This is a genomic window from Kitasatospora sp. NPDC098652, from assembly GCF_044760155.1.
Lineage (GTDB): Bacteria > Actinomycetota > Actinomycetes > Streptomycetales > Streptomycetaceae > Kitasatospora.
In genome coordinates, this window is sequence record NZ_JBIWAQ010000005.1 from 115,014 (window position 1) to 141,157 (window position 26,144).

21 protein-coding genes and 1 pseudogene are annotated in these 26,144 nt (G+C 71.9%); 6 read left to right on the plus strand and 16 right to left on the minus strand.

Annotated features, from left to right (window positions below; genetic code table 11):
* Nucleotides 1-33: 33 nt before the first annotated feature.
* The 3 genes and pseudogenes from ACIQWA_RS13515 to ACIQWA_RS13525 all read left to right on the plus strand — a co-directional run.
* Nucleotides 34-276: pseudogene (locus tag ACIQWA_RS13515) on the plus strand (LLM class flavin-dependent oxidoreductase); the annotation flags it as partial.
* 65 nt (nucleotides 277-341) lie between these two features.
* Complete coding sequence (locus tag ACIQWA_RS13520) at nucleotides 342-938, plus strand: ArsR family transcriptional regulator (RefSeq protein ID WP_402481823.1); 597 nt, start codon at nucleotides 342-344, stop codon at nucleotides 936-938.
* On the plus strand, nucleotides 935-1,402 hold the full coding sequence (locus tag ACIQWA_RS13525; RefSeq protein ID WP_402481815.1) for a hypothetical protein: 468 nt from the start codon (nucleotides 935-937) through the stop codon (nucleotides 1,400-1,402). Before ACIQWA_RS13520 ends, ACIQWA_RS13525 begins: the two co-directional genes overlap by 4 nt.
* Here ACIQWA_RS13525 and ACIQWA_RS13530 read toward each other — a convergent pair.
* Complete coding sequence (locus ACIQWA_RS13530; RefSeq protein WP_402481818.1) at nucleotides 1,396-1,677, minus strand: hypothetical protein; 282 nt, start codon at nucleotides 1,675-1,677, stop codon at nucleotides 1,396-1,398. The two genes, ACIQWA_RS13525 and ACIQWA_RS13530, sit on opposite strands and share 7 nt — an antisense overlap.
* 419 nt (nucleotides 1,678-2,096) lie before the next feature.
* Here ACIQWA_RS13530 and ACIQWA_RS13535 point away from each other — a divergent pair, with 419 nt between their 5' ends.
* Together ACIQWA_RS13535 and ACIQWA_RS13540 are read left to right on the plus strand one after the other, a co-directional pair.
* Nucleotides 2,097-2,942, plus strand: a complete 846-nt coding sequence (locus tag ACIQWA_RS13535) for a hypothetical protein (protein ID WP_402481820.1) — start codon at nucleotides 2,097-2,099, stop codon at nucleotides 2,940-2,942.
* Between the two features lie 96 nt (nucleotides 2,943-3,038).
* Nucleotides 3,039-3,926, plus strand: a complete 888-nt coding sequence (locus tag ACIQWA_RS13540) for an LLM class flavin-dependent oxidoreductase (RefSeq protein ID WP_402481824.1) — start codon at nucleotides 3,039-3,041, stop codon at nucleotides 3,924-3,926.
* Between the two features lie 115 nt (nucleotides 3,927-4,041).
* On the opposite strand, the gene ACIQWA_RS13545 is transcribed toward ACIQWA_RS13540, so the two are convergent.
* Entirely contained in the window at nucleotides 4,042-4,224 is a 183-nt protein-coding gene (locus tag ACIQWA_RS13545) for a hypothetical protein (protein WP_360239464.1), read from the minus strand.
* Between the two features lie 175 nt (nucleotides 4,225-4,399).
* Between ACIQWA_RS13545 and ACIQWA_RS13550 the strand changes: the two genes are divergently transcribed.
* Entirely contained in the window at nucleotides 4,400-5,254 is an 855-nt protein-coding gene (locus ACIQWA_RS13550) for an HAD family hydrolase (RefSeq protein ID WP_402481827.1), read from the plus strand.
* Between the two features lie 5 nt (nucleotides 5,255-5,259).
* Here the strand turns inward: ACIQWA_RS13550 and ACIQWA_RS13555 are convergent, their stop codons facing one another.
* From ACIQWA_RS13555 to ACIQWA_RS13620, 14 genes are all read right to left on the minus strand, one after another.
* On the minus strand, nucleotides 5,260-6,036 hold the full coding sequence (locus tag ACIQWA_RS13555) for a phosphate ABC transporter ATP-binding protein (RefSeq protein ID WP_360239629.1): 777 nt from the start codon (nucleotides 6,034-6,036) through the stop codon (nucleotides 5,260-5,262).
* A 190-nt stretch (nucleotides 6,037-6,226) separates the two neighbouring features.
* The gene (locus ACIQWA_RS13560) at nucleotides 6,227-7,123 is read right to left on the minus strand and encodes a sortase (RefSeq protein ID WP_402481830.1); all 897 of its coding nucleotides are present in this window, start codon (nucleotides 7,121-7,123) and stop codon (nucleotides 6,227-6,229) included.
* On the minus strand, nucleotides 7,120-8,892 hold the full coding sequence (locus ACIQWA_RS13565; protein WP_402481832.1) for a substrate-binding domain-containing protein: 1,773 nt from the start codon (nucleotides 8,890-8,892) through the stop codon (nucleotides 7,120-7,122). Before ACIQWA_RS13565 ends, ACIQWA_RS13560 begins: the two co-directional genes overlap by 4 nt.
* Before the next feature lie 65 nt (nucleotides 8,893-8,957).
* Nucleotides 8,958-10,262 (minus strand): phosphate ABC transporter permease PstA, encoded by a 1,305-nt coding sequence (gene pstA / locus ACIQWA_RS13570; RefSeq protein ID WP_402481835.1) that lies wholly within the window; start codon nucleotides 10,260-10,262, stop codon nucleotides 8,958-8,960.
* Between the two features lie 127 nt (nucleotides 10,263-10,389).
* On the minus strand, nucleotides 10,390-11,433 hold the full coding sequence (pstC, locus tag ACIQWA_RS13575; protein ID WP_402481837.1) for a phosphate ABC transporter permease subunit PstC: 1,044 nt from the start codon (nucleotides 11,431-11,433) through the stop codon (nucleotides 10,390-10,392).
* A gap of 384 nt (nucleotides 11,434-11,817) precedes the next feature.
* Entirely contained in the window at nucleotides 11,818-14,400 is a 2,583-nt protein-coding gene (locus ACIQWA_RS13580) for a hypothetical protein (RefSeq protein ID WP_402481839.1), read from the minus strand.
* 307 nt (nucleotides 14,401-14,707) lie between these two features.
* The gene (locus ACIQWA_RS13585) at nucleotides 14,708-15,304 is read right to left on the minus strand and encodes a hypothetical protein (RefSeq protein WP_402481841.1); all 597 of its coding nucleotides are present in this window, start codon (nucleotides 15,302-15,304) and stop codon (nucleotides 14,708-14,710) included.
* Between the two features lie 148 nt (nucleotides 15,305-15,452).
* Complete coding sequence (locus tag ACIQWA_RS13590) at nucleotides 15,453-16,487, minus strand: PstS family phosphate ABC transporter substrate-binding protein (RefSeq protein ID WP_402481844.1); 1,035 nt, start codon at nucleotides 16,485-16,487, stop codon at nucleotides 15,453-15,455.
* Between the two features lie 368 nt (nucleotides 16,488-16,855).
* A complete protein-coding gene (locus ACIQWA_RS13595; protein WP_402481845.1) occupies nucleotides 16,856-17,260 on the minus strand; it encodes a hypothetical protein in 405 nt (134 codons plus the stop codon).
* Nucleotides 17,250-17,651, minus strand: a complete 402-nt coding sequence (locus tag ACIQWA_RS13600; protein ID WP_402481848.1) for a hypothetical protein — start codon at nucleotides 17,649-17,651, stop codon at nucleotides 17,250-17,252. Before ACIQWA_RS13600 ends, ACIQWA_RS13595 begins: the two co-directional genes overlap by 11 nt.
* A gap of 278 nt (nucleotides 17,652-17,929) precedes the next feature.
* On the minus strand, nucleotides 17,930-19,756 hold the full coding sequence (locus ACIQWA_RS13605) for a GAF domain-containing protein (protein WP_402481851.1): 1,827 nt from the start codon (nucleotides 19,754-19,756) through the stop codon (nucleotides 17,930-17,932).
* A gap of 49 nt (nucleotides 19,757-19,805) precedes the next feature.
* On the minus strand, nucleotides 19,806-23,369 hold the full coding sequence (cydD, locus tag ACIQWA_RS13610; protein ID WP_402481853.1) for a thiol reductant ABC exporter subunit CydD: 3,564 nt from the start codon (nucleotides 23,367-23,369) through the stop codon (nucleotides 19,806-19,808).
* 4 nt (nucleotides 23,370-23,373) lie between these two features.
* Complete coding sequence (gene cydB / locus ACIQWA_RS13615; RefSeq protein ID WP_402481855.1) at nucleotides 23,374-24,411, minus strand: cytochrome d ubiquinol oxidase subunit II; 1,038 nt, start codon at nucleotides 24,409-24,411, stop codon at nucleotides 23,374-23,376.
* 30 nt (nucleotides 24,412-24,441) lie between these two features.
* Complete coding sequence (locus ACIQWA_RS13620) at nucleotides 24,442-25,986, minus strand: cytochrome ubiquinol oxidase subunit I (RefSeq protein WP_402481858.1); 1,545 nt, start codon at nucleotides 25,984-25,986, stop codon at nucleotides 24,442-24,444.
* Nucleotides 25,987-26,144: the final 158 nt, after the last annotated feature.

Genomic DNA, 26,144 nt, shown 5'->3' on the forward strand with positions numbered 1-26,144 from the left:
TTGGGCGACCGTCGAGGGCGTAGGGTCGGCGGCATGCGACTGAGTACGGTGATCCTCCCCATCCACCGGTGGAGCGAAGGACAGAAGATCTGGCGGCGGGCCGAGGAGTTGGGCTTCCACGCCGCGTACACCTACGACCACCTCTCCTGGCGGTCCTTCCGCGACGAGCCGTGGTTCGGGTCGGTGCCGACCCTGACGGCGGCGGCGTGCGCGACCGAGCGGATCCGGCTGGGGACGCTGGTCACCTCGGTCACGCCTCGTTCACCTGTCGCAGTCCGACCTGCGCAGTAGTCGTATTTTACGAGGAACATCTGCATTACGCGCATGCTATTGTGCGCTTGATGAAGATGTCGGCGCCCTCGCTACTACCGCTCTTCCGATCCCAGCTGCAGGGAGACCTGCTGGCACTCGTGCTGTTGCACCCGGATCGCAGTTGGACGCTCACCGACCTTGCCAGGGAGCTGAAGGCCTCGCACACTGCCGTCCTCCGAGAGGCGGACCGGCTGGTCGGCGCGGAGATCCTCTCAGAGGAACGGGTCGGGCGGACCCGAGTCATCACAGCCATGACCGGCACCGTCCTGTACAAGCCGCTGTGTGACCTGCTGCTTGTGACGTACGGGCCGATGCCTCGGCTGAGTGCGCTCCTGTCCGACCTGGACGGCATCGATGAGGCGTACATCTACGGCTCCTGGGCGGCCCGTTACAGCGGCGCACCGGGCCCGAGCCCGGCGGACATCGCCGTCTTGGTCATCGGGCGGCCCGCCCCGGACGATCTCTTCGACATCGCGGAGCGGGCCTCAAGGGAGCTGTACCGGGATGTCAACGTCCACCGTGTCACTCCGGAGGCATGGGCCTCGCCGAGCAATGAACCCTTCCTGACCTCGGTTCGCGGGAGGCCACGGGTTCGTCTGGCACTACGTGAGGAGAGCGGCGAATGAGTCGCTGGGAACAGGGCCGCACGGTCGTGGATGACCTGATCCAACGCCGGGAGGTCGAGAGGGTGCCGGCTTCGGCGGAGCATGCCGAAGCGGAACTGGCCCAGGCTCGGCAACACGTGGAATCCGCGAAGCTGGTTCTCGATGTCGACCCGGTCGGCGCCTACAGCCTTGCGTACGACGCTGCTCGCAAGGCACTTGCGGCGGTCTTGATGAACCAGGGGCTTCGCGCCACGAGTCGGGGCGGCCACGTCGCGGTCTACGAGGCGGTCAAGGCACAGCTGGACCCGCCACTCGGAGGCATCCTGCGACCGTTCAGCCGCATGCGTGTCCGCCGGAACGAGAGCGAATACCGGTCTGCCGAAGCACCGCCGGTCACCCCCGAGGAAGTCAGGGGAGATCTGCCGAAAGCACAGGCGATCATCGATCTGGCGGAGAAGGCGATGCCACACATGGGCCGTTACTGAAGGCCGATATCCGCTCCCGCCGTGTGGTCGGGCTGGCTCGGTACGCGCCGCGTCCTGGTGAACTTCTGCCGCTGGGCGCCGCGAGCGAGTTTGCTGAGGCGCTTGCCCATCACCGAGACGCCCGGACGGGGCTCCTGCTCGTAGTACCGGGGCTTGCGACGGCGCAGCAAGGCTTCTCCGTGCTCGCTCCAGGTGAATCCGGGTTTGCGCAGCAGCTTTCGGAACACCGTGTCGACGGTCTGCGGGTGGGCGGCGGCCAGTCGGCGGATCGGCAAGGGCGCGATCGACTCCTCGCGCAGGTACCTGGTGCTCCCTCCAGCCCGGGAAAGCCTGGGCGGTTAAGAGATTCCCTCCGCATCCCGTGGGGCGCGTAGCAAAGGCTATCTCGTCGACCTCGTCGTAGATGACGCCGACGGCGGCTGGCCGAAGGCCCTGCAGGGCCGGGGTCATGGTTGCTGGCACGGTTCGCGCCGCCGTCCATGCGGTCGGTTCTCGTAGCGTACAGAGTCAGATCTAGAGGCAGATCGATCAGAAATCAAATAAGTGCCGTCTTATTTTATCCCTATCAAGCAGTTGGTGGCCCTACTCGGAGGGCGAGGCTAGAATTTCCGACGGAAATTTCTCGCACCCTTTGCAGTGGAGTGATTTTTTGTCGACAGTAAAGCTCCCGCCGCTCCCCGATGGCCCGTCCTACATGATCATCACCCCTCACATGGCGGATCTCTGGCTCACTCACTGCAATCCGGAGCATAATCGCGTTCTATCCGACACGGTTTACGAACGCTACGCTCGAGCTATGGCAAGGGGTGAGTGGAGGACAACTCATCAAGGAATCGCGTTCGATACCACGGGCAAGCTGCTTGACGGGCAGCATCGACTGAAGGCGATCAAGCTCTCAAATGTCTCGGTTGAGATGCTTGTTATTCCAAACTGTCTCGTCGAGACGTTTGACGTTCTCGATGCAGGACATAGGCGCCAAGCGGCTCAGCTCCTGAAGATCCCGCACCGTGTGATCGTGGCGGCCGCAGCCCGAATTATCGGCCAGCTCTATAAGATGTGGGATCCGGTGACGCTGTTTGACGGCTTCTATGACACCAAGGCGACAACTTCCGACATTCTGAGGGCAGTGGCTGCCTGGCCGGAGCTGGTCAACCTGGCCCCTCTAGCCGCCGCTTCCTATAGGGCGGCAGGAATTAACCAGCCCACTCATCTGGTGGTTCTGGCCCAGGCGGCTCGCACGGAGTACGCCGATAGAATTGAAGACTGGGCCAACGGATTGATTTCTGGCGCCAACATGGATCAGAAGGATCCACGCCTTGTTCTGCGGAATCGATTTTTTCGCGACCGAGTACTCCTTGGGACCAGCGCCGGGCGCAAGAGCTCCTATAACCTGATTGCCAAATCATGGAACAGCTGGGCCCAGGGCAAACTCCTGGGGACACTCAAATCCCTGGATGGCGAAGGAGTGATCCCAGTCATCGGGACGGAAAAGTTTAGGCCACTGCAGCCGGAAGATGTCTCTCGTATTGATGGAATCTAATGTCCTCCTCCTTTTCGTTCGCAGTGCGCTGCAATGTCACCTCATCGATATTCATGCCGCGCCTTGGGCGACCGTCGAGGGCGTAGGGTCGGCGGCATGCGACTGAGTACGGTGATCCTCCCCATCCACCGGTGGAGCGAAGGACAGAAGATCTGGCGGCGGGCCGAGGACCTCGGATTCCACGCCGCGTACACCTACGACCACCTCTCCTGGCGGTCCTTCCGGGACGAGCCGTGGTTCGGGTCGGTGCCGACCCTGACAGCCGCCGCGACCGCCACCGAGCGCCTGCGGCTCGGCACGCTCGTAACCTCGCCGAACTTTCGCCACCCTGTGACGCTGGCGAAGGAGTTGATCACGCTGGACGACGTGTCCGGCGGACGGATCACGCTGGGGATCGGGGCCGGCGGGGTCGGGTTCGACGCGACGGCGATGGGGCAGGAGGCGTGGTCGCCGAAGGAGCGGGCGGACCGGTTCGGCGAGTTCCTGCCGCTGCTGGACGAGCTGCTGCGCGAGGACGCCACCACCCGCGAGGGCACGTACTACTCGGCGGTCGAGGCGCGGAACATCCCCGGCTGCGTGCAGACCCCGCGGGTCCCGTTCTACGTGGCCGCCGCCGGCCCGCGCGGGATGCGGCTGGCGGCCGAGTACGGACAGGGCTGGGTGACCTACGGGGACCCGAAGGGCCCGGCGGACGTGCCGGTCGAGCAGGCCCCCGCCGTGATCGCGCAGCAGATCGGAAAGCTGACGGCGGCCTGCGAGGCGACCGGCCGCGACGTCGCCACGCTGGAGAAGGTGCTGCTCCAGGGCTCAACCGCGGAGAAGCCGCTCCAGTCGCTGGACGCCTTCGTGGACTTCGCCGGCACCTACCAGGAGCTGGGCATCACCGAGCTGGTGATCCACTGGCCCGTCCCGGACTCGATCTTCGCCAACGACCTCGCCGTCTTCGAGAAGATCGCCACCGAGGGCCTCGCCCAGCTCCGCTGAGTAGGACCGCCCTCCCCGTGGTTCGCGCCGCCGACCCACGCGGAGCAATCCGTCCGCCAGTGGCCGACAGGTCACTGGCGGACCGGCATCGAGACCGCGCGCCGGTGGGAGGCGGTCAGGGGTGGGGGCGGGTGCGTTGGGCCGGGAAGGCCGGGGCCTGGTCCGGGGTGCGGCGGGCGAGTTCGGCGAGGGTGTGGAACAGCACCTCGCCGAGCAGCACCGGCTCGCGGGAGGCGGCGGGGGGATCCGGGGAAGGGAGGGTCGGGGGCGGCTCGTCACGGAGCTGGCGAGTGGGCATGGCTCTTCCTGCCGACGGGGTGACCAGGGGGTTCCTGCCCGTCGGCCCGCCGCGACACCCCGGGCGGGGGCGGATCGGCCGGAAAGCGGCGCAGGAAGGGCCGGAACCCGTCCTTACGGTCAGGGGCCACCGGGGCCGGCGACGGCGGCGCCGGGGCGGTGACCGGGCGGCGGCGATGGGCGAAGATGGACCGGTGACCTCACCCCGCACCGCTCCCCGCCTCATCGCCACCGACCTGGACGGCACCCTGCTGTGCTCCGGCGGTACCGTCAGCGATCGCACCGCCGCGGCCCTGGCGGCGGCCGAGGCGGCCGGGGTGCAGGTGGTGTTCGTGACCGGCCGGCCGCCGCGCTGGATGCAGCAGGTGAGCCCGCACATCGGCGGTCACGGGGTGGCGATCTGCTCCAACGGCGGCGCGATCGTGGACGTGCGGCGCGGCGGCGAGCTGATCGAGTACTTCCCGATGTCGGCGCCGACCTCGCTGGCCGTGGTCGAGGCGCTGCGGGCCAAGCTGCCCGGCACCGCCTTCGCCTTCGAGTACGCGGACGGCTGGGCCCGGGAGCCCGGGTACGAGGTGCTGATGTGGGGCGACGACGAGGTGCGGGCGGTCGGCCCGGCCGAGGAGCTGCTGGCGGACGGCGGCCCGGTGCGGGGCCTGTTCAAGCTGCTGGCCAAGCATCCGGACCTCGACCCGGACACCTTCCTCGCCGAGGCCCGGACGGCCGCCGGGCACCTGGCGGAGATCACCCGCTCCGCGCCGATCTCCCTGCTGGAGATCAGCGCGCCCGGCATCACCAAGGCCAGCACGCTGGCCCGTTGGTGCGCCGAGCACGGCATCGACCGGGCCGAGGTGGTGGCCTTCGGCGACATGCCGAACGACCTGGAGATGCTGGCCTGGGCCGGCACCGCGTACGCCGTCGCCAACGCGCACCCGCAGGTGCTGGCGGCGGTGCCGCTGCACACGGTGAGCAACGAGGAGGACGGCGTCGCGGCGGTGCTGGAGCGGCTGATCGCCGACTCCGGCCGGTAACACCGTTACCCGAAGCGGCCGTTGACGTAGTCGGAGGTCCGTTGGTCGCGCGGGCTGCCGAAGAGCTGCTCGGTCGGCCCCGCCTCGACGATCCGGCCCGGGGTGTCGTGGGTGGCGAGGAAGAACGCGCAGCGCTGGGAGACCCGCTGGGCCTGCTGCATGTTGTGGGTGACGATCACGATGGTGAGCCGCCCGCGCAGTTCGGCGATGGTCTCCTCGACCCGGCGGGTGGAGGTCGGGTCGAGCGCGGAGCACGGCTCGTCCATCAGCAGGATGTCCGGCGAGACGGCCAACGACCGTGCGATGCACAGGCGTTGCTGCTGGCCGCCGGAGAGGGAGCCGCCGGGGGCGTGCAGCCGGGTGGCCACCTCGTCCCACAGTCCGGCGCGGCGCAGGCTGGTCTCCACCAGGTCCCGGCGCTCCTCCTTGGAGACCTTGATCCCGGCCAGCTTGAGCCCGCTGGAGACGTTGTCCTGGATGGACATCGCCGGGAACGGGTTGGGCCGCTGGAACACCATGCCGATCCGGCGCCGCACCTCGGCGGGGCGCCGGCCGGGCCGGTAGACGTCGTCCCCGTCCAGCAGCACCTCGCCGGCCAGGGCGGCGCCGCGCACCATCTCGTGCATCCGGTTGAGGATCCGCAGATAGGTGGACTTGCCGCAGCCGGACGGGCCGATTAGCGCGGTGACCTCGCCGGCCGGCATCGCCAGGGAGACCCGCTCCAGCACCTTGCGGCTACCGAACCAGGCGGAGACGTCCCGGGTCTCCAGCCCGGCGAGCACCCCGCCGGGGCCCTCGGCCAGGGTGCCCTGAGGGGCCGGGGCCGGCGGGACCGGCGGAACCGGCGGGAGGGTGAGGGTGTCGGCGGCCGGGTCGACCGCCGCGTCGTGCGGCTGGTGCGTGCTGTCGGCGATGTCAGCGGTGTCGGCCGTGTCGGCGGTGTCGGTCATCGGTACGTCCTCCGGGCGCGCGTCAGTAGAGGTTGGGCAGCAGGGCGGCGGCGTTCTCGTAGACCGCCCAGAGCAGGGCGCCGACCACCGGCGCGGCGCTCAGGTAGGCGGTCGAGCGGCGCCAGTACCGGGCCAGCAGCAGCGCCCCGGTCACCGCGCAGAGCAGTGCGAGCGACCAGAGCTGGAGCGTGGCCAGCGCGCCCTTGTCCGCGGCCAGCGCCTTGTCGTAGGCGACGGTGGCGGGGCGGCCGCCGGGGTTCTGCTGCGGATCGCCCTCCAGCCGGGCGCCGACCATCACGGTGGAGCCGGGGATCCAGTCGGAGTCACCGGTGACCAGGACCAGCCGGTTGCGGGCCGGGTCGGTGATCGGGTGGTCGCCGTCGCCGTACACGTTGACCACGTAGGTGAACTTGCCCTGCCCGGTGGTGGTTTCGATCCGGTCGCCGACCCGCAGCCCGGTCAGCCGGGCGAACGGCGCGCCGAAGGTCGCGCCGCGCCCGAACAGCACCGCCACCCCGCTCTGGCCGGGCAGTGCGGTGTCCCGGCGGTGGCCGGGGCCGCGCATCAGGTCCCGGCCGGTGGTGCCCTCGACCACCACGGCCTGGTGCAGGCCGATCGCCGGGATGTCCACCAGCGCCACCGGGTCGCCGTCGGCGGCCGCGCCGGTCGGGGCGACCGCCCGGGCCAGCTGGTCCTGGAAGGTCTTGTACGCCGTCGACTGGTAGTGCCGCTCCTGGACGTGCGAGAGCGTGAACAGGAAGCCGACGAAGCCCAGCACCAGCGCGGCCGCCAGACTGGCCGCCCAGGCGCCCTGGAGGAAGCGGCGCCGGGCGGGGGTGACGGCGGCGGGCCGGGCCGGGGGCGCCCCGACCGCGGGCGGCGGCAGGACGAGCGGCTTCTCCAGGACCGGTGCCGTCACGAGGCACCGCCCGAGCCCTTGCGCCGACGCAGCAGCCGGCGGCCGAGCAGCGGCGGGACGAGGACGACGGCGAGCAGCTCGACGGCGGTCAGCGAGGACAGCGTCCAGTCCTCGGGCCGGCCGCTCACCTCGACCACGTTGGCCGCGACCTCGGTGGCGCCGCCCCGGCCGCGCGCGACCACCTGGCCGGTCTGCGGGTCGACCACGTCGGCGGAGCCGTCGCCCGCGGCGGGGTCGCCGGCCGCGGCGGCGTTCGGGTCGCCGCCCGCGGCCGCGGCGCCGCCGGTGCCGGCCGCGTCACCGCTGCCACCGGTGCCGCCGTTCCCGCCGGTGCCGTGGCCGGTGCCGCCCGTTCCACCGGAGCCGCCGGCCGCGCCGCCGGTGCCACCGGAACCGCCGGAACCACCGGAGCCGCCCGAACCGGCCTTGACCGCCTGGCCGTTCTGGACGGTGCAGTCCAGCGGGGCGCCCTGCTTGTCGCAGGGGCTCGGCTGCGGGGCGTTCTTGAGGACGGTCAGCTCACCGGCCGAGTTGAAGGTCGGGTTGGCGCAGTTGGCCAGGGTGTCCGGGTTGACCGGGCTGGCGTTGCCGGGGATCGACTTGGTCTGCAGCAGCCCGCCCTTGACCAGGCCGCGCGGGATCGGCGAGTAGCCGAGGCCGTCGGCCTCGCCCTGGCCCTCGCAGAGCACGTAGGCGAGGAAGCGGCTGAGCGCGGCGCCCTTGTCGTTGTTGAACCGGCCCGGCGGGGGCAGCGCGGCGCCGGCCCGCGGCACGATCACGTAGCTGTAGCTGGAGATCGGGTACGAGCGCGGGTCGTCCATGGTGTAGACGCCGTCGAGGTTCTGCTGGAGGTAGTTCGGGTCGGACGCCGGGGTGTCGTCGTCCACGCCGCGGATCTTGGCGGCGGTGAGCGCGATGGCCACGTTGGAGGCGGTCGGCAGCGAGTAGTAGCCGGCCTGGTTGAGCACCTTCACGACCGGCCAGTTGCTGCGCTTGGCGAAGGCGTACTCGTCGTAGCCGATGGTGCCCAGGCCGGCCGCGGCCTTGATGTAGCCGGCGACGACGTCGGAGCCGTTCTGGGCGACCATCCGGCCGGACGGCGGGAAGAACTCGGTGTAGTCACCGCAGGTGGTGCCGTTGACCGAGGAGCAGTAGGCGTCCCACTGGTCCTTGTGGGTGTGCTCCATCCAGCGGGTGAACTGCGCGGTGGCGCCGGAGCCGTCCGAGCGGACCACCGGGGTGATCGGCAGGTTGGGCAGCGGCTTGCCGTAGTCGGCGGTGATCTTCTGGTCGTTCCAGTTGGTGATCTTGTTGGTGAAGATGTCCACGATGGTCTGCGGGGACAGCCGGAGGTCGCGGACCTGCTTGCCACCGACCACCAGGTTGTACATGAAGGTCGTGCCGCCCGCGGTGATCGGTACGTAGGAGAAGCCGTAGACCGGGTTCTCCCTGGTGCCCTGACCGCTGGTGCGGGCACCGGAGTTGAGGCCGGTGTCCTCGGTGCTGCGGAACGGCACGTCCGAGGCGGTGAAGTCGTCCTGCCCGTTGCTCCAGGCGGTCCGGCCGGCCGCCGACCCCACCGGGTTGAAGCTGATCTGGATGCCCTGCGGCCCGACGTCCTGGCGCCACTGGTCGATGGCCGGGCCGGCCCAGCTGGAGCCGTCGGCGCTCAGCGCGACCGAGGCGGCGAAGGCCGGTGCGGCCTGCCCGAACAGCAGGGTGCCCGCGGCGAGCAGCAGCGCGGACAGGCACGCCAGGACACGGGCCACGGAGCGCCTTGCGGCCTCCCATGACATGAGAACTCCTCTGGTACGGAGGGTGGTCGGACGGTTCATCAGCTGTTCCCGGGCAGTGCGACGGGCGGGTGGGCAACGGGCGGTTGGACGGCAGGCGGTTGGGCGACGGGCGGTCGGGCCCCGGCCCGGGCGGCCCGGGCGGCGCTCTCGGCCCGCCGCGCCTCCCGGTCGATCCGGCGCCGCTGACCACGGGTCAGCTCACCGGGGCGACGGCCGCCGAGCACCCGCGCCGTGACGAAGAGGACCAGCACCAGCGCCATCAGGGTCAGCCCCGCCGCGAAGGCCCGGGCGACCATCTCGGGGTAGGGCTGCTTGACGTAGTTCCAGACGTACAGGGGCAGCGACACCTGGTGCTCGTGGAACGGGTCGGCGTTGAACTGCGGGGTGAAGCCCGAGGTCAGCAGCACCGGCGAGGTCTCCCCGATGCCGCGCGCCACCCCGAGCACGACCGCCGTGACCAGGCCGGGCCGGGCGGTCGGCAGGACGACGTTCCACACCGTCCGCCACTGGCTGCCGCCCAGCGCGTACGAGGCCTCGCGCAGGGTGCCGGGCACCAGCCGGATGACCACCTCGGCGGCCCGGGTGACGATCGGCATCATCATCACCGTGAGGGCGAGCGAGGCCGCGAAGCCGCTCTTGTCGAAGCCGAGCGTCAGGATCACGATGCCGAGCACGAACAGGCCGGCGACGATCGACGGCAGTGCCGTCATCGCCTCCACCAGGGTCCGCACCGGCTTGGCCATCCGGCCGCCGACCTCGGACATGAAGATCGCCGCGGCGATGCCCAGCGGTACGGCGAACAGGGTGGCCAGGCCGACCTGTTCGAGCGAGCCGACGATCGCGTTCAGCGCGCCGCCGGAGGTGATCGGGGAGAGCGCGGCGGTGCGCTCCATCGACTCGGTGAAGAAGTTGAGGTGCTGGGCGGCCTCGAAGCCGCGCACCGCCAGGTAGCCGACCTGGTCGACGATGAGCGCCAGCACCAGCAGGCCGGCGCTCCACGCCACCACGGAGACCAGGCGCTCGCGCACCAGCAGCGGGCCCCACTGGAGCCGGCCGAGCGTGAAGTAGGCGGCCAGGAAGAGCAGGTACCAGCAGACCAGGAAGCCGAAGGCGCCGCTGAACGGCAGCACCCGCTCGTACAGCGTCCAGTTCAGGGCCAGCGAGCCGATCGTCGAGCCGGCCACGGTGAACACGTCCTCGCGGGTGACGCCGCCGAGCTTCACCCGCTTCTCCGGACGCGGCTCCGCCGGACCGGCCGCGGGCGCGGCGGGCCCCGGGACGGCAGGCCCCGACGCGGCGGGCCCCGGCGCGGCGGCGGCCGGAGGCAGGTCGAGCGTGGTCATCGGGTCGTTCCCTTCGACAGGGTCTCGGCCGGGGGCCCGGCGGGGGTCGCGGCCCGGGGTGCGGCAGGCGTCGCCGCCTGGAGTGCGGCAGGGGTCTCAGCGGGACCGGTCATGTCCGTGCGCCGCCTCAGTCCGCGGTCGAGGCCCCGGAGCGGGACCGGTTGATCACGAAGCCGGCCGCCACGTTGACCAGCAGGGTCAGCGCGAACAGCACCAGGCCGGCCGCCATCAGCGCGGAGAGCGAGAGCGCGTCCGACTCGCCGAAGCGCAGCGCGATGAGCGCCGAGATCGAGTTGGCGCCGTTCTCCAGGATGTGGCTGATGGCCTTGAAGTTCGGGGAGATGATCAGCGCGACCGCGATCGTCTCGCCCATCGCCCGGCCGAAGCCCAGCATGACCGCGCCGATCACGCCGCCGCGGCCGAACGGCAGCACCACCGTGCGCACCATCCCCCACCGGGTCGAGCCGAGCGCGTAGGCGCCCTCCCGCTCGCCCTGCGGGGCCTGGGAGAAGACCTCCCGGCTGAGCGAGGTGACGATCGGGATGATCATCAGCGAGACGACGACGCCCGCGATGAACGTGGAGGAGGTGTAGGAGGTCCCGATGTCGCCGGTGCGCACCTTGAGGAAGGGGATCGCGTCCCCGAGGTGGTTGGAGAGCCAGCGGCTGAAACCGATGATCCGCGGCTGGAGGAAGAACAGCCCCCACAGGCCGTAGATGATGCTCGGGATCGCCGCCATCAGGTCGATCAGCGAGACCAGCGAGGCCCGCAGCCGGACCGGCGCGTACTCGGAGATGAAGATCGCCGTGGAGAGCGCCACCGGGACGGCGATGACCAGCGCGATCACGGCGATCAGCAGACCGTTCGGCAGCACGGCGGCGATGCCGAAGGTGTGCGCGGCGGTCTGCCACTTCTGCTCGGTCAGGAAGGACCAGCCCACGGCGCGCAGCGCGTCCGAGCCACGCAGCAGCAGGAAGAACGCGATCAGGCCCATGATCGCGAACACCGAGAGCCCGGCCACCCGCAGCACCCCGCGGAACACCCGGTCGCCGGGGGTCGCGGGGGCGGTGATGGTGCGCGGGACGTCGGTGTCGGCTCCGCGGTCGGCTCCGCGGTCAGGTCTGCCCGGGGCCCCGGCGGACGAGGCCGCGGGCTCGGCGGCGGCTGTCATGCTCTGCTCTCCGTGCTCGGATGCGGATGGCCGGGCGGCGCCCGGACTGGACGGTGGCGCGACGTGGCTGGGGTGGCCGTGGCGGCCGTGGCAGCGCTCGGCGGCGCGGTGTGTCGCGAAGTCGTTACGGGAACGGCGAGTTGGCGTCGGACCACGGTTCCGGTGCGTACCCATTCGGCCATCCGGAGGTGTCCACCCCGGGTCGGACGCGTGTACGAGACCCCAACGAGCCAGTTCAGTGCCGGAGTTGACCCCCCAGGGTGGCCGGATCCGTTCCGGCCACCCTGGGCGGCAACGATCAACGCGGGGCGCGACGGCAGCCGGCGCGACGGCAGCCGGCGCGACGGCAGCCGGTGGGACGGCGGCTGGAGCGCGCCCCGGCCGTCAGGGGCGACGGCGCAGCCGCGACCAGCCGCTCCGCAGCCCCGCCAGCGTCCGCTCCCCGGCCGGTGTCCCGCCCAGGATCAGCGCCGCCGGCCCGCCGACCAGCAGCACCAGGCCGCCGATCAGCGCGATCGGAAGCAGCAGGCGGGCGGTGCCGGAGCGGTCCGCGGCCGGCGTCCCGGCCGCGACGGGCGCGGCGCTCAACGACTTGCCGGGCGTGCTCGGCGAGGCGCCCGGGGTCTTGCCCCCGGCGGCGGCCGCGGCCGCGGCGGCGCCCCCGGTGGTCGCGGCACCCTCCCCGAGGCCACCGGTCGAGGCCCCACCGAGGCCGCCACCGCTCGTGCCGTTGTCGGTTCCGGCGCTGACCGGGGTGGTGCCGCCCGCCGAGCCCGAGCCCGGGCCCTCCGCCGGGGTTCCCCCACCGGTGCCCCCGTCGCCGGGGGTGACGGCCGGCGGGTTCGGCGGCGCGGCCTGGTTGCCGGGCAGCTTGGCGTCCTGCGCCTCCACGTGGGTGGCGGCGTCGGCCGCCTGGGCCCGCTGGGCGCTGGTGAGCGCCAGGAAGCCCGGCGCCAGGTGGCCCGGCTCGGTGCCGTAGACCTGGCCGCTGGTCGTGGTGGTCCGCAGGAAGGTGGTGATCGCGGCGGCCTTGGCGGCCGGGACGCCCTGGGTCGGCACCATCGCGTACTGCACGGTGGTCAGCGGGTAGGCCCGCTGGTCGCGGGAGTACGCCGTGTCGGCGGTCCCGTACGGCAGCGACTGCACGCCCGTCGAGGCGTCGACGGTCATGTCGGCGACGGCGGCCTGGAAGCCGGTGGTCCCCGGGGAGACGAAGGCGCCGGCCGGGTTGAGCAGCTGGGCCTCGGGGAGGGAGTAGGCCTTGGCCTGGCCGGTGTCCATGATCGCGATCAGCATCCGCTGCCCGACGTCCACCGGCGCGCACTGGTCGTGCCCGCCGGTGCCGTTGAGGCCCGGGTTGACGCAGGTCGCCTTGTTCTGGAGGAACCCTCGCGCGACCTGGCCGAGTCCGCTGGTGACCGGGTTCCACTCGTACTGCATCAGGTGCTGGTAGGCGTCGACCTTGCTGCCGACGATCCCGGAGGAGTCCTGCCGCGAGAAGGAGTCGACCGGGTAGCCGGAGAAGGCCGGCCGGAGGTAGTAGGTGTTCACGTGCATGCCCCACGGGTCGGACTCGCCGTCCAGGAAGCGGGCGGCGTCCGGGTCCGAGGCGATCCACGAGGTCAGCTGGTACGTCAGGTCGGTCGTCCCGCCCACCACGGTCGGACTGAAGTCGAACATGTCGCAGAACCTGGGCCACTTGAGCCCCGAGGTCGCCGGCAGCTGGTTCAGCTGGAGGAACTCGGGATCCGCGAACAGGCAGGTCGGATTGCCCTTCACCGAGGTGACCACGCCGCCGCGGGGCGCGTAGGACTGGGTGAGCAGCTTGGCCATCAGCCGCGCGTCGAGCTTCATGTCGCGGATCTGCCGTCCCGTGTCCTGGTCGTCCACCGAGAACACCACCGAGATGCCCGAGGTCGCCAGCGGCGCGTACACATAGGGCCGGGCCGGTGGTGAACCGTCCGCCCGGGCGGTCAGCGCCACGTCCGTCGACCCGCCGAGGAAGCGCGAACGGGCCTGCGGCTCACCGCCGGCCGACACGTACCGGACCGCCAGCGGCGAATCGCTCAGGCACAGGCCCGCGCGCCACTGCTGCATGGCCCGGTTGAACATCTCCAGGCCCTCCGCGTCGAACGAACCGTTCTGCGACGCACAGGCCTGGGCCACCGGCGCGAAGGACAGCGGGATCACGATGCCGTTCTCCCACGCGCACTGCTCACCGCTCGACATGCCGTTGGCCGCGTAGCTGAACAGCGCCGCGTCGCTCGCGAGCGAACTCGAGCTGTCCAGCGAGTGGTTCAGGCAGTCGACGGAGGCCGTCGGGGTGGTCCGGCCGAGGCTGTCGCCGCCGTAGTTCGCCTCCACCACGAGGGAGCACGGGTGGGTGTCGTCGCAGCCGAGCGTCGGGGCCTGGGCCTGGGTGTAGAGCTCGATGTTCGCGGCACCGGTGCCGTCCGCACCGGTCGGTGCGATCGCCATGTTGCTCGGGAAGTCGGGCGCGGTGCTCGACCCGGGCGGCAGGGTCTGTTGGAAGCCCGCCTTCGCGTCACCGCCGTACAGCGAGCTGTTGTAGCAGTCGGTCACCTTCGGAGTGGTGCCGCGGCACTCGTAGATCCGCACGGGGTAGAGGTACTTGGCCTCGCCGACCCGCGCCAGGGTGACCTGTTGGCCGCTGGTGGTCTTGGTCGGGGTGAAGCCGCTCCAGGAGACCTGCACCACCTGGTTGACCAGGTTCTTCGTCTGCGAGACCGTGATCTTCCCGGCCCTGCCGCGCGTCCCGGTCACCGGGTCGAGCACCTTGGGCCCCGGGACGGTCACGGTGGAGGACTCCGCCACCGCCTGCGGTCCGGCGCCCAGGCCGATCGGCACCACGCCCAGCGCCACCACCACCGACCACACCAGCGCGATCGCCGGAAGTCGGCGGCGCCATCTCCCCGGATCCCTCCGGTCGGGCAATCGGATTCTCATGGCGGGCACCTCCGTGCGGATCCGCGCCGCCCAGCACGCGGCGCAAGGTGGGATCGGGCATGCCGACGGCCGGGCACCCCCAGTACCCACCCATTCGGCCAGCCGGACGTGTCCGGATCCGGTCGACAGGATGTACGAGAACACAACGCGGCGCCCCTGGTACGGAGTTGGGCGCTCCCCTTGCACAGGAGCGGGCCCGCGCCGAGGAGCGGGCCCGCTGGGCACCCGGGATCACCGTGGACGTCCGAGATCACTGGCATCACCGAGATCGTCCGGCATCACCGGGGGCGTCCGGGAAGGAGCCGGATCAGCTGCCGGGGGTGTAGGTCAGCGCGAAGGAGCCGAGCGACTGGCCGCCCGTGAAGTACGTGGTGCCCAGCGCGCCGTCGAGGTACTGCGCGCCGGCCGCGTCCAGCTGCAGGTCGGACGCCGAGAGCGTCTGGGTGGTGCCGGTGCGGCCGACCTGGGTGTCGCCCAGCGGGTCCAGCAGGGCCACCGGCGCGGTGGCGCCGTTCGGGACCGCCGAGACGTTCCAGTCACGGACCTTGAAGCCGAGCTGCTTGAAGGTGACGGTCTTGCCGTTGGTCAGGTTGACGAAGAGCAGTCCGCCGCCGAGCTGCACCTGGCCGGAGAACGACGGGATGTTGGCGACGCCACCCGTCACCGGGAAGGTGCTGGTCACCACGTTGTTCGTGACGTCCGCCGTGGCCGGCGTCAACGGGACGACGGCGATGCCGCCGAGCAGGCTCTTGGCCAGGAACTGCTGGTCGACCGTGACCACGGCGCTGCCGGTGGGCGCGGTGGTGGTGGCCGTGGTGTCGGCCGCGGCCACACCGCAGAATCCGGTGATTGCGAGGACCACGGCGGTCCCGGTGGCGGCGAGACGGACGCCGGTTCTTGCCATGTCGAACTCCCTGGGAGAGGTGGGACGGTGCGGTGGTGACCGGTGGTCAAGGGGCGGCCACGCCGCCGGCTCCTGACGACCGACGGCCGACGGCCACGGGCGGCGGGCCCGTGGCCGTCGGATCGTGCGGGGAGTGATCAGGAGTGGATCAGGAGTGGATGGTGCTGCCGCAGGCACCGGCGTTGAGCGGCAGGAAGCCGAAGCTCTTGAGGTCCGCCTTCGCGGTGGCGTTGGTGCAGACCCAGCCGGTGGTGCCGAAGATGTTGCGCAGCGCGGCGCCGTGGGCGTCGGTCGCCTTCCACTCCGCGTCACGGACCACGTTGTAGACGGTGCGGGCGTAGGAGGTGGCGGCGAAGTCGCTGCTGATCACCTTGTTGGTGGTGTCGACCGGCGCGGTGTTGTCGATGCTGCGGATGGTCAGCGGGCCCTGGACGTCGGAGCCGCTGCCCCGGCCGTAGTACACCTGGCCGATGTAGTGGGCGACGGAGTAGGGGACCAGCGCGTCGGGGTCGGACAGGGCGGTGTCGCTGCCCTGGTTCTCCTGGACGCCCTCGGTGACGCACGGCTTGATGGTGGTGATGCCGAGCGCGGAGAGGAAGAACGACCGGGTGCCGGAGTTGGCCTGCGGCAGGTAGGGCTTGATGGTGTTGCTGGGCAGGCTGGGGTCGATCTGGTCCCAGGTGGTGATGTTGCAGTTGAAGATGTCCTTGAGGTTCTGCGTCGTCAGGTCGGCCGGCGCGTCACCGTTGTTCGGCGCGGCCCAGGACACCGCGTCCGTCGCGTAGGCGACGAAGTCGAAGGTGTTCGGGTCGGTCGACTGCGGGCCGCGCGAGGAACGGGCGAAGTCCACGGTCGCGCTGGTGTTGTTCTTGAGGGCCGAGATGCCGGCGCCGGAGCCGTTCGGGCGGGCGATCGAGGTCGCGCCGGTCTTGGTGGTGATCGGCGAGGAACCGGTCGCGTCCCAGCTGTACAGGTGCGGCTGGGTGGAGCCGGCGCCCAGGTAGGCGTTGTAGTCGGTGGAGAACTGGTTCAGCACGGCCTGGGTGGTGTCCGAGCCGACGCCGACGATGTCCTGGGCGGCCGGGGTGACGGTCGGGTCGGCCAGGGCCGAGCCGCTGACGACGGTGACCAGGGAGGTCGCCAGGGCGGCGACGGTGAGCAGCTTGGCAGCGGTCTTACGCATGTTCCTCTTCCTCCGAGGGAGAGACGTCCATCGCGTGAACCCGTGCTCCGGGGGGAGTCCGGGGCCGGGGGCCGTGTCTGCTGCGGCCGCTCCGGCAGTGCCGATCCTGTCCGTCCGGGAGGTTCCGTCGGAAGGGCCGTCGGGGCCGGGCGGGGAATGTCGACTCATCGGTTCGACGAGGTTTAGACACTGGTCAACCCGGATGTGACAGGGGCGGAACAGGGGCTGCGAAACCGGTCGACGTTCTTCTCCAGGAGGCGGCTCGGGGTGTTGCCGGAAACCTGCGCTTCACCGGGACAGCACGAAGCGGAACGGCCTAAAACGGAGCGGCCTGGAACGGACCGGCCTGGAACGGAGCGGACCGAGAGCTACAGCGGCCAGCGGCCGTCACGGCCGGACCGTCGCCACTCCTGCCCGACCCACTGGAGTCCGGCCAGGAAGCCCTCGACGCCCGCCTGGCACTGGTCGCGCCGCAGGTAGCCGCGGGCGCTCCGGGCGACCGGGACGGCGGGGGCCGCGCCCGGCCGGGTGGTGCGCACCGGCAGGTGGGCGGACCAGACCCACTGGCGGCCTTCCGCCTGGACGGTGGAGCAGCGCAGGGCGGCCCGTTCGATGATCAGTTCGCGCACCGCGTCGGCGAGTTCCTCCTCGCTGCGGTACGTCCGCACGCCGACGCCGAGCGGCCGCCCGTTGGCGGCGCGCAGCGCCCAGCCCACGCAGCGGTCGGCCGCGGGCACGATCAGCAGCCGCGGTCCGCGCCGCTCAGCTGCCATCGGGGCGTCTCAACGACACTGCTCTCCCGGGGAGTTCACGCGCGGACCCGTCACGGACAGGCGCGTCACGGACGGTTCCCTCGCGGCCGGACCCGTCACGGCCGGGCGCCTGGCGGACCGGCGGCTCGTGGACCGCCGGCTCGCGCGGCGGCTGCTTGGCGAGCAGCACCACGAAGCGACGGAAGGCGTTCTGGCACGTCGCATACCGTTCGTACGCGCGGCTGGAGCGCACCTCGGGCAGGCTGCGCGTGCCGGGGACGACCCAGATCCAGCCGAGTCCGTCGCGGACATGGGTGATCCGCGCGGTCAGTCCGTCGGCGCCGGCCCGCAGTCCGTCGAAGCCCCGCTCGGCCTCGCCGGGCGTCTCGAAGAGCGCGGCGGTGATCGCCACCACCCGGCCGTTGGGTGCCTTCAGCTGCCAGCGGTAGCGCCCGTCCGGTGCACGCTCGGTCCGGAACCCCCCTCGGCTCGCCCCTGCTGCGGTGTGACCGCGGCCGGAACCGTCCACTGCCCCCTCCGTCCAGTGGTTCTGATCGGCACCGTCCCCTCCGGGACGGTGCCAAGCTATGTGTGCACACGGAACCGCCGAAAGCCCAGAACGTTCACAACTTGCCCCGTTGGTCGGGAAGTTCTCCCTCGTTCAGCTTTCACCGGTCGGTGCCGGAACGGTCAGAGCCGGGCCGTCCAGCGGACCACGGCGCCTTTCCGGTAGGGGCCGCGCTCGTGCCAGGCGGCGCCGCCGAGGGCCTCGGCGCGCCGGGTGAGGTTGAGCAGTCCGCTGCGCCGGCCGCCCTGGGGGATGCCGACGCCGTCGTCGGTGACGGTCAGCAGCACGCCGGGCCGCCCGCCCCGGTCCAGCGACTCGGGGTCACCGCCGACGGGCCGTCCGGCGTCGTCCAGGTGGACGGTCGCGTCGACCTCGACGCCGACCCGGGAGGCACGGGCGTGCCGGGCCGTGTTGGAGAGCATCTCGCGCAGGGCCGCCAGGAGTTGACGGCCGGTGTTCTCCCCGACCAGGCTCTCGACCGGGCCGACGAAACTCACCGAGGGCTTGAAGCCGAGGGCGGCGGCGGCCTGGCTGGCCTCACGCAGGACCCGGGTGCGCAGGGTGTCGGGGGCGTCGCCGTGGTTGTCGTGCTGGAGCGCGTAGATGGTGGTGCGGACCTCCTGGATGGTGGCGTCCAGTTCGTCGACCGCCCTGCCGATGCCCACCTTGACCTCGGGGACGACGGACCGGCGGGCGGCGCTCTCCAGCATCATCCCGGTGGCGAACAGCCGTTGGATGACGAGGTCGTGGAGGTCGCGGGCGATCCGGTCGCGGTCCTGGAAGACGGCCAGCCGCTGCTGGTCGCGCTGGCCCTCGGCGAGCCGCAGGGCGAGCGCGGCCTGGGAGGCGAAGGTCTCGGCGAGCTGCTTCTCGGAGTCGGTGAAGGGCAGGGCGCCGCGCGAGCGCCAGACGCAGAGTCCGCCGAGCACCCGCCCGGCGGCGACCATGGGCACGGCCAGGGACGGGCCGAAGCTGCGGGCGAGCCGCATCACCACGGTGGGGTCGCTGGACATGTCGTCGAGGTGGACGCTGTCGCCCTCCAGCAGCTGGGCGGCGAAGCTGTCCTTGGGCAGCAGTTCGCCGCGGACGAACTCGGCGGCCTCGCCGGAGGCGTGGGCGACCCGCATCTGCCCGTCCCCGTCCGCCGAGGAGCCGGGCGGGCCGGCCGGACCGGTGGGCAGCAGGATCATGCCGAGCGCGGCGCCCGCCAACTCCCGTACCTGTTCGGCGGCAACGGTGAGCGCGCCCTCGGCCTGCTCGGTGGAGAGCAGCGCGGTGGTGACGGCCGCGGCACCGGCGATCCAGCGTTCCCGGCGGCGGCCCTCCTCGTACAGCCGGGAGTTCTCGATGGCGACCCCGGCGGCCGCGGCGAGCGCGTGCACGACCTGTTCGTCCTCGGGGGTGAAGGCGCCGCCGCCCTTCTTCTCGGTGAGGTAGAGGTTGCCGAAGACCTCCTCGCGGACCCGGATCGGCACGCCCAGGAAGGTCTTCATCTGCGGGTGGTGCGGCGGGAAGCCGGAGGAGCGCGGGTCGGCGCCGAGGTCGGCGAGCCGCAGCGGTTCGGGGCGGTCGATGAGCGCGCCGAGGATGCCTCGACCGGTGGGCAGTTCGCCGATCTCGGCGGCGGTGCCGTCGTCGATGCCGACGTGGATGAAGTCGGCCAGACCGTGCCCGCCGGGGGCGATCACGCCGAGGGCCGCGTACCGGGCGTCGACGAGTTCGGCGGCGCCGGTGGCGATCCGGTGCAGGGTGGCGTGCAGGTCGAGTCCGGCCCCGATGGAGACCACCGCCTCCAGCAGGCGCTGCATCCGGTCGGTGACGGCGGCGGCGGACTGCAGCCGTTCCGCGACCTCGGTGACCAGGGTGTCCAGCCCGAGCGAGGCGATCTCGGGCACCCGGTGGGGGGTGGGCTCGGGGGCGGCCTCGGGGAGATCCGGCGTGGGGTCCATGGAGAAAGCCTACTTTTGTACGGTTTTCAGCCGAGGGACGATGCGGCCATCAGTGCCCCACGGCCTCCAGCGGCGCCACCGTCTCCAGCGGCCCCACCACCTCCGACGGCGCCACGGCGTCCAGCGGCCCCACCGGCTCCAGCAGTCCGTCCGCCTCCCGCTCCCGACGCCGCAGCGCGTGCAGCCGCCCGTCCGGATCGGCGAGCAGCTCGGACCAGCGGCCGCGCTCGGCCACCCGGCCGGCCTCCAGCACCAGCACCTCGTCCACGGTGGTGTCGTCCAGTCCGGCCAGCCGGTGGGTGATCAGCACGGTGGTGCGGCCCGCGGTGGCGGCCAGCAGGTCGGCGGTGAGGGCGTCGGCGGTGGGCAGGTCGAGGTGCTCGGCGGGCTCGTCCAGAACCAGCACGGGGAAGTCGGCGAGCAGCGCCCGGGCGAGCGCGAGGCGCTGGCGCTGGCCGCCGGAGAGGCGGGCGCCGTGCTCGCCGACCATGGTGTCCAGGCCCTCCGGGAGGCCCTCGGTCCAGTCCAGCAGGCGGGCGGCGGCGAGGGCGGCGCGCAGCTCCGCCTCCTCCGCGTCGGGGCGGGCGAGCCGCAGGTTCTCGCGCAGCGAGCTGTCGAAGACGTGGGCGTCCTGGGCGCAGAGGCCGATCACCCGGCGGACGTCCTCGCCCGCGAGCGCGCGGCTGTCCACAGCCTGTGGACGACCGGCGGCGAAGGTGACGGACCCGGCACCGGGCTCCAGGAAGCGCAGCAGCGCCTGGGCGAGGGTGGTCTTGCCGGAGCCGGAGGGGCCGACCACGGCGATCCGGCGGCCGGGCGTGAGGTCGAGGTCGACGCCGGTGAGCGCGTCCACGGCCTGTCCGGGGTGGCGTACGGTCAGCCCGCGCACCGCGACGGGCAGCGGCTGCGCCGGCAGCGCGGCCGGTTCGGCGGGTTCCGTCACCACCGGCGGCGCGGTCAGCACCTCGTCCAGCCGGGCCCGGGCGGCGCGGCTGCGCTGGCGGGCCTGGACGGCGAGCGGCATCCCGGTGACGGCCTCGAAGGCGGCCAGCGGGGTGAGCACCACGACGGCCAGGCAGACCGGGGCCAGCGCGCCGTCGCGCACCCCCTGGATGCCGACGGCGGCCGCGGCGGCCACGGTCAGCCCGGTGAGCAGGGCGATCAGCCCGGTGCCGAGCGCGGTGGTGGCGGCGGAGCGGGCGGCGAGGCCGGTCAGGGCCGCGTCGGCGCTGCGGACGGCGGCCAGCCGGGCGGGCAGCGCGCCGGCCACGGTGAGTTCGGCGGTGCCGGTGAGGCCGTCCACCACGGCGGTGGCCAGGCGGCCGCGGGCAGGGGCCTGGCGCCGCTCGGCGCCGGCCGACCAGCGGGCGGTCAGCGCGGGCACCAGCACCCCGGCGAGCAGCAGTCCGAGGCCGAGCACCAGCCCGGCGGCGGGCAGGAAGGCGCCCATCGCGACGGCCGAGGCGAGCGCGACCACGGCCGCGACGGCGGCGGGCAGCCGCCAGCGCAGGTGGTGGTCCTGGATCGCGTCGACGTCGGCGACCAGCCGGGAGAGCAGGTCGCCGCGCCGGAAGGCGGGCAGCCCGGCGGGGGCGAGCACGGTCAGCCGGCGGTAGACGGCGGCCCGCAGGGTGCCGAGGGTGCGCAGCACCGCGTCGTGGGAGACCAGCCGTTCGGCGTAGCGGAAGACGCTGCGGCCGATGCCGAAGGCCCGGACGGAGGTGACGGCCATCATCAGGTGGAGCACCGGGGGCAGTTGGGAGGCCCGGGAGATGAGGTAGCCGGAGGTGGCCATCAGGGCGACGGCGCTGCCCAGGGCGAGCGCGCCGAGCAGCACGGACAGCGCCAGCCGGGGGGCGGCGGGCTCGGCCTCGGGCTCCTCGGGCACGGCGGGGGCGGGGGTGGGCCGGCCGGTGTGGGTGAGCGGCTCGACCGGGCCCGGGAGCTCGGCCTCGACGGCGGCGGGGCCGGCCAGCCGGATCCGCTGCTCGGCGACGGCCAGCAGCGCCGGCCGGTGGGCGACCACCAGCACGGTGCGCGCCGGGTCCTCGGCGAGGGTCCGGACGGCGGCCACGACGGCCGCCTCGGAGTCGCCGTCCAGGTGGGCGGTGGGCTCGTCGAGGAGCACCAGCGGCCGGTCGTCGGCGAGCAGCACCCGGGCGAGGGCGAGGCGCTGGCGCTGGCCGGCCGAGAGCCCGGCGCCGTCCTCCCCCAGTTCGGCGTCCAGGTCGGTGACGAAGTCGAGCGCGTGGGCGGCCCGCAGCGCCGTCCACAGCTGCTCGTCGGGGGCCTCGGGCCGGTGCAGCCGCAGGTTGTCGGCGATCGTCCCGGCGAACAGGTGGGGGCGTTGGGGCACCCAGGCGATCTGCCGCCGCCAGCTGTCCGGCTCCAGTTCGGCGAGGTCGTGGGTGCTGCCGTCGGCGGCGGTGATCAGGACGCGGCCGGCCTCGGGGGCGGTGAGGCCGAGCAGGACGGCCAGCAGGGTGGACTTGCCGGCTCCGCTGGGCCCGGTGAGGGCGGTGCTGGAGCCGGGGCGCAGGGTGAGTGCGGCGCCGTCCAGGGCGGGCCGGGCGCGGCCGGGGTGGCGTACGGTCAGGCCCTCGGCGGTGATCACGGCGCCGGTGAGGTCGGGGGCGGGGCGGGTGCCGGCGGCGGGCAGCGGGGTCTCCAGCACCCGGAAGATCTCGTCGGCGGCGGTGAGCCCCTCCACGCTGGAGTGGTAGAGCGCGCCGACCTGGCGGATCGGGAAGTACACCTCGGGGGCGAGGACCAGGATCAGCAGCCCGGTCTCCAGGTCCAGGGTGCCGTCGACCAGCCGGAAGCCGACGGTGACCGCGACCAGGGCGACGGACAGGGTGGAGAGCAGTTCCAGGGCGAAGGAGGAGATGAAGGCGATCCGCAGGGTGCGCAGGGTGGCCCTGCGGTAGTCGGCGGTGATCCGGGCGATGGTGGCGGCCTGGGTGCGGGCCCGGTTGAACACCTTGAGGGTGGGCAGGCCGGCGACCACGTCCAGGAAGTGGTGGGAGAGCCGGGCCAGGGTGTTCCACTGCCGGTCCATCCGGGACTGGGTGGCCATCCCGATCAGCACCATGAACAGCGGGATGAGCGGCAGTGTCCCGGCGATGATCGCGGCGGAGGTGAGGTCGGCGCCGACGATCCGCAGCAGCACGATCACCGGCACGACCACGGCGAGCGCGAGCTGCGGCAGGTAGCGGGCGAAGTAGTCGTCGAGGGCGTCGATGCCTCGGGTGGCGAGGGTGGTGAGTTCGCCGGTGCGCCGGCCCGCCAGGTAGGACGGGCCGAGCGCGGTGGCATGGTCGAGCAGCCGGCGCCGCAGGGTGGACTTCACCCGGGCGACGGTGCGGTGCGCGGTGAGTTCGGTGAGCCAGCCGACCAGCCCCCGGCCGACGGCGGTCAGGGCGAGCAGGACCAGCGGGGTGGTCAGTTCGCCCAGGCCGGCCCCGCGCTGGAAGGCACGGACCACGATCTCGGCGATCAGGCCCGCCTGGGCGACCACCAGGGCCGCGCCCGCCCCGCCGAGGAGCACGGATCCGGCGAGGAAGGCCCGGGTGGTACGGGCGTGCGCGAGCAGGCGCGGGTCGACCGGCTGCACGGCGTCAGGCCTGGTCGAGCGGGGCGGCGGGCTGCTGGCCGGCCTGGTGGCCGGGGATGTGCTGGACCCCGATCCGCTTGCGGAACACCCAGTAGGTCCAGCCCTGGTAGAGCAGCACCAGCGGGGTGAACACGGCGGCCACGACGGTCATCAGCTTGAGCGTGTACGGCGAGGAGGCCGCGTTGGTCACGGTCAGGCTCCAGTCCGGGTTGAGCGTGGACGGCATGACGTTCGGGAACAGCGCCAGGAAGAGCATCGCCACGGCGGCCACGACGGTCGCCCCGGAGAGGACGAACGCCCAGCCCTCACGGCCGAGTTGGTTGGCCGCCAGGGCGCCGACCAGGGCCAGCACGGCGACCACCAGGGCGGCGAGGCTGCGTCCGTTGCCGCTGTCCGCCTGGGTCCAGACCAGGAAGGCGAGGGCGAGGACGGCGGCGGCCAGGCCCGCGTACCGGGCGGCCCGGCGGGCCCGCTCGCGGATCTCGCCGACGGTCTTGAGCGCCGCGAACACCGCGCCGTGGAAGGTGAACAGGGTGAGCGTCACCAGCCCGCCGAGCAGCGCGTACGGGCTGAGCAGGTCGGCGAGGCCGCCGACGTAGTTCTTCTGCGCGTCGATGTCCACGCCGCGGACGATGTTGGCGAAGACCACGCCCCACAGGAAGGCGGGGAGGAGGGAGGTCCAGAAGATGGCCTCCTCCCAGTTGCGCTGCCACCGGGCGCCGTCGCGCTTGGCCCGGTACTCGAAGGCCACGCCGCGGACGATCAGGCAGACCAGGATGGCCAGCAGCGGGATGTAGAAGCCGCTGAACAGGGTCGCGTACCAGTCCGGGAAGGCGGCGAAGGTGGCGCCGCCGGCGGTCAGCAGCCAGACCTCGTTGCCGTCCCAGACCGGGCCGATGGTGTTGATCAGCACCCGCCGCTCGGCGGTGTCGCGGGCGAGCGGCTTGGTGAGGACGCCGATCCCGAAGTCGAAGCCCTCCAGGAAGAAGTAGCCGATCCACAGGACCGCGATCAGCACGAACCAGACGTCGTGGAGTTGCATGTCAGATCCTCAAATCCCCTGGGGTGCACGTCAGTACGCGAAGGCGAGCGGCTTGTCGGCGTCCTCGTCCGCGGACGGGCCGCGCAGCGTCGGGTCCTTGGCCGGGGGCTGCTCGGTCACCACCGGGCCGGCCTTGGCGTACTTGACCAGCAGCCGGACCTCGACGACGGCGAGGATCGCGTACAGCGTGGTGAAGGTGGCCAGCGCGCCGATCTGGGTGCCGACACTCACGTTCGGGGAGACGGCGCTCGCGGTGGTCATCAGGCCGAAGACGGCCCAGGGCTGGCGGCCCATCTCGGTGAAGATCCAGCCGAAGCTGTTGGCGATCAGCGGGAAGCCCATGGTCAGGATGCCGATCCGCCAGCTCCACCTGGTGAGCAGCGGGCCCATCTCCCGGGACGGCGTGAGCATCAGCCGGGGCACCTCGGTGTCGCCGGTGCGGAACTCGGGGCGCAGCAGGAACTTCCGGCGGGTGGTCCAGAGGCCGATCAGGGCGGCGACGAAGGAGGTCATCCCGAAGCCGATCATGAACCGGAAGCCCCAGTACGTCACGAAGACGCTCGGGATGTAGCTCTTGGGGTCGCCGCCGTGCGCGGCGGCCTCGGCGGCCGCGGTGTCGTTGATGCCGGGCACGGAGGAGCTGAAGTCGTTGTGGGCGAGGAAGGAGAGTATCCCGGGGACCTCCAGCTCGACCGAGTTGTGGCCCTTGCTGACGTCGCCGACCGCGAAGATCGAGAACGGCGCGGGCGACTGGGTGTCCCAGAGCGCCTCGGCGGCGGCCATCTTCATCGGCTGCTGCTCGAACATGACCTTGCCGAGGGTGTCGCCGCTGAGCGCGGTGCCGGCGCCGAAGACCACGGCGAGGACCAGGCCGAGCCGCAGCGAGGTGCGCATCACGGCGGTCTTCTTGGGGTCGACGCCCTCTGGCTTGCGCTTGGCCTTCCAGAGGTGGAAGGAGGAGATGCCGACCATGAAGGCGGCGCCGGTGAGGAAGGCGGCGGTCAGGGTGTGGAAGACGACGGTGAGGGTGGTGTTCTGGAACAGCACCTTGGCGATGTCGGTGAGCTGCGCCTTGCCGGTGACCGGGTCGATCGCGTAGCCGACCGGGTGCTGCATCCAGGAGTTGGCGGCCAGGATGAAGTAGGCGGAGAGCACGGTGCCCAGGGCGACCATCCACATGCAGGCGCAGTGGATCTTCTTCGGCAGCTTGTCCCAGCCGAAGATCCACAGGCCGATGAAGGTGGACTCGAAGAAGAAGGCGATCAGCGCCTCCATCGCGAGCGGGGCGCCGAAGACGTCACCGACGAAGCGGGAGTAGTCGGACCAGTTCATGCCGAACTGGAATTCCTGGACGATTCCGGTGACGACGCCCATCGCGATGTTGATGAGGAAGAGCTTTCCCCAGAACTTCGTCGCGTGGAAGTACTTCTCCTTGTTCGTACGCACCCAGGCGGTCTCCAGCCCGGCCACGATCGCGGCCAGGCTGATGGTGAGCGGTACGAAGAGGAAGTGGTAGACGGTGGTGACTCCGAATTGCCATCGCGCGATCGTCTCGTGAGCGATTGCCAGTTCCACGTCGCCCTCTCTCCCAACCGGCCCTTTTCCAGGGCGTGTTCCGGACAAACTTCATCTATAGCCGTAGACCGTCGCACACCCGTGCAAGCTTGTCCGCTTGTGAACGTGAACACGTTCACAAGCACAGTATCCACCATCCTTACGAGCGAACGGCAGGT

What these genes read in the sequence shown, in the direction of transcription:
- ACIQWA_RS13585 (WP_402481841.1), bottom strand. Translation starts at nt 15,304, where the DNA reads ATGGCAAGAACCGGCGTCCGTCTCGCCGCCACCGGGACCGCCGTGGTC.
- ACIQWA_RS13595 (WP_402481845.1), bottom strand. Translation starts at nt 17,260, where the DNA reads ATGGCAGCTGAGCGGCGCGGACCGCGGCTGCTGATCGTGCCCGCGGCC.
- ACIQWA_RS13605 (WP_402481851.1), bottom strand. Translation starts at nt 19,756, where the DNA reads ATGGACCCCACGCCGGATCTCCCCGAGGCCGCCCCCGAGCCCACCCCC.
- ACIQWA_RS13535 (WP_402481820.1), top strand. Translation starts at nt 2,097, where the DNA reads ATGATCATCACCCCTCACATGGCGGATCTCTGGCTCACTCACTGCAAT.
- ACIQWA_RS13590 (WP_402481844.1), bottom strand. Translation starts at nt 16,487, where the DNA reads ATGCGTAAGACCGCTGCCAAGCTGCTCACCGTCGCCGCCCTGGCGACC.
- ACIQWA_RS13550 (WP_402481827.1), top strand. Translation starts at nt 4,400, where the DNA reads ATGGGCGAAGATGGACCGGTGACCTCACCCCGCACCGCTCCCCGCCTC.
- pstA (WP_402481835.1), bottom strand. Translation starts at nt 10,262, where the DNA reads ATGACCACGCTCGACCTGCCTCCGGCCGCCGCCGCGCCGGGGCCCGCC.
- pstC (WP_402481837.1), bottom strand. Translation starts at nt 11,433, where the DNA reads ATGACAGCCGCCGCCGAGCCCGCGGCCTCGTCCGCCGGGGCCCCGGGC.
- cydB (WP_402481855.1), bottom strand. Translation starts at nt 24,411, where the DNA reads ATGCAACTCCACGACGTCTGGTTCGTGCTGATCGCGGTCCTGTGGATC.
- ACIQWA_RS13525 (WP_402481815.1), top strand. Translation starts at nt 935, where the DNA reads ATGAGTCGCTGGGAACAGGGCCGCACGGTCGTGGATGACCTGATCCAA.
- ACIQWA_RS13520 (WP_402481823.1), top strand. Translation starts at nt 342, where the DNA reads ATGAAGATGTCGGCGCCCTCGCTACTACCGCTCTTCCGATCCCAGCTG.
- ACIQWA_RS13540 (WP_402481824.1), top strand. Translation starts at nt 3,039, where the DNA reads ATGCGACTGAGTACGGTGATCCTCCCCATCCACCGGTGGAGCGAAGGA.
- ACIQWA_RS13545 (WP_360239464.1), bottom strand. Translation starts at nt 4,224, where the DNA reads ATGCCCACTCGCCAGCTCCGTGACGAGCCGCCCCCGACCCTCCCTTCC.
- ACIQWA_RS13580 (WP_402481839.1), bottom strand. Translation starts at nt 14,400, where the DNA reads ATGAGAATCCGATTGCCCGACCGGAGGGATCCGGGGAGATGGCGCCGC.